Source organism: Rubritalea marina DSM 17716, from assembly GCF_000378105.1.
Classification (GTDB): Bacteria; Verrucomicrobiota; Verrucomicrobiia; order Verrucomicrobiales; family Akkermansiaceae; genus Rubritalea; species Rubritalea marina.
The window spans coordinates 1-2,220 of record NZ_KB899274.1 but is presented as its reverse complement, the minus strand read 5'-3'; the positions used below and the strand labels follow the sequence as shown (position 1 = coordinate 2,220).

The following is a 2,220-nucleotide window of genomic DNA, read 5'->3' as shown; positions in this document are numbered from 1 at the left end:
TTACCATCTTCGCCAGTGATTTTGTAACCATCAGCCCGCACTTTATTGTACTTCGTTGATCCATCTGTACATGGCATTCGGGTGTGGCATTCGAGACTGTCACTATATGCATAGAGAGATTGCACTCAATAGCTCCAAAGCGGTGAGAGATCTCTTGAGGCTGTTAAATGAAGTTCAGAGGAGAAATTCTCCTAAAGTGATTTCATGCAGCTCTATTTAACTTATTTCGTTGGAGATCTTGGCAATTTGAGTTTATCGAGAAACTCTAGTAACACTTAACAGCTGATCAAGCTTGTTAAACATTCACTCTACTACGGCGAAGTTTACTATTTAGACAGTTCACGATCTAACTGCCTACACAGATAAGCGAGATCCCCTAGCTTTCTTTGTATTTGCAAATAAAACTCAACGCCACCTCTGGGATTTTCCGAAAGATATCTACCAATATCAGAAAAATACCAGCTCATCTTTAGTTCACCTGACGCCTCTCTCTCTATGGCTCTATCCGAGTGAAGTAAACTCTCGTATTCCAATGCATAGTTCAAAAAATCATCCATCGCTTGGCTATTTGTTGAATCCATTTGAATTTTGATTAGATCTAATAATTTATTAAATTCTCTACCTATATCTTTTAATATTTGCTCTACCATGGTAACTCTACTGTTTTTATCGCTTTTTTGAATTCCTCAGACTCTCTGATCGTATATGGAACTAAGACTTGTTCCCTTCCACCCTCAAGGTAGTAACCATCTATTTTACATGGCATTCGAGCCTGTCACCATATGCATAAGGTAGTAACCATCTATTTTGCATGGCATTCGAGCCTGTCACCATATGCATCGGTCACCATATGCATTGTGAGAGGCTTTTGATAAATATCGCGCTCGAATCTCTACTCTAATACATAGAGTAATTTTTCAAACTTGGTTCTGAGGTACAACTTCCCCTCATGGAATATTGGGGTATCAAAAATATCATCGCCTTCCAGTGGGTGTTGTTGGATAAAGTCTAAACTTCGCGCCTCAATATCAAAGCAACCGAAGCAAGCATCTGGACCACGACCACTCACAAACCATAGCTTGCCATCCTGAATCGACTGAAGATTCACTTCCGGGGCAACTCCTTTGGGGAACATTCCTTCCACAGAAATATTGACCACAAACTCTCCAGTGACTGGGTTTAGAATTTGGAAATACTTTTGACTCAGTCCGTAGTACAATTTCCCTTCTCTCGTAGAGACTATACAATTAGTACGATAAGGAATCGAATACTCACGCTTCCACAAAAGCTCTCCAGTATTCGCATTCAGCCCAGTCAACCTCATCACTTCATTACCACCTTTCCATGACTCCAAGAAAAGCACATCGTCAATCACATCCACTTCGCGGAAAGTGAATCCCTCAGGCAACTGGTGATGGAACAACTCTTTCCCATGCTGGTCGTGTAGCCAGAATTCGCCATTACGATTTGATAGGCGATTTCTCACAAGTAACTTATTAGCGATATGTCTGACTGTCTTATCAGCGACTTGTTTCCAATAAACGGTGCCCGTTTTATCAACTAGCGTATACTTCAGTTCTTTTCTAGACAAACGCTCATGACACAAGAACAAATCATCTGAAAATCTATAGATAGAAACCTCCCCCGTGAGCTGAAGTACAACTTCAGGCGCTAATGCATTCGCAGGAAAATGAAACAAAGTCGAATTTTGTGTATAATGGGGAGCACTGTCGAACGAATGCAGATCATATCGGGAGCTCAGCCCATCAACTGTATGCGAATCTAGAAAAAAGATACCATTTAAATTCTTGATCAGACGTCCATCCAATAAATACAAATCCGTGCAATTACTATGTAATTCTAACTGTTTCATCATTTAATAAATATATCACCAAAGCTGTCTCCAATCTGCTCGATCAGATCAGCAGACTTCATATCCGGGTCACCAAGCAGCTTTCTGGCCATATTATCGGTCACTGGTAACTCATCGATTTGTTGCATCATCGCATCCCTGAATGAGCTACCGTTTTTCCCAGTAGGATTTTTGGCAGGCTCGAAAATCCACTTGATCTGGTCAAGACTATTTACCTGATCCACATGGCATTCGAGCCTGTCACCATATGCACTATCATCCACGCTCTAAACCTCTCAAGAGATTTGTCGTTTTGAGCTATCAAAGCCCTGAAATGCTCTCGATCTTTTTCTTGTGTTCTCATCTTC

Annotated in this window: 3 protein-coding genes; all 3 read right to left on the bottom strand. The window is 41.0% G+C overall.

Features of this window, described 5'->3' with window-relative positions:
* Positions 1-326: 326 nt before the first annotated feature.
* Positions 327-650: a hypothetical protein gene (locus F454_RS0113565; RefSeq protein ID WP_018971195.1), complete on the bottom strand. Its 324-nt coding sequence runs from the start codon at positions 648-650 to the stop codon at positions 327-329.
* Between the two features lie 242 nt (positions 651-892).
* Positions 893-1,876 carry a PQQ-binding-like beta-propeller repeat protein gene (locus F454_RS0113560; protein ID WP_018971194.1) on the bottom strand — a complete coding sequence of 328 codons (984 nt, stop codon included), beginning with the start codon at positions 1,874-1,876 and terminating at the stop codon, positions 893-895.
* The gene (locus F454_RS0113555) at positions 1,873-2,136 is read right to left on the bottom strand and encodes a hypothetical protein (RefSeq protein WP_156817298.1); all 264 of its coding nucleotides are present in this window, start codon (positions 2,134-2,136) and stop codon (positions 1,873-1,875) included. The genes F454_RS0113560 and F454_RS0113555 overlap by 4 nt, the downstream gene beginning before the upstream one ends.
* Between the last annotated feature and the right edge of the window lie 84 nt (positions 2,137-2,220).

Excerpts from the sequence above, each read along its gene's own strand:
- F454_RS0113565 (WP_018971195.1), bottom strand. The coding sequence starts at position 650 with ATGGTAGAGCAAATATTAAAAGATATAGGTAGAGAATTTAATAAATTA.
- F454_RS0113560 (WP_018971194.1), bottom strand. The coding sequence starts at position 1,876 with ATGATGAAACAGTTAGAATTACATAGTAATTGCACGGATTTGTATTTA.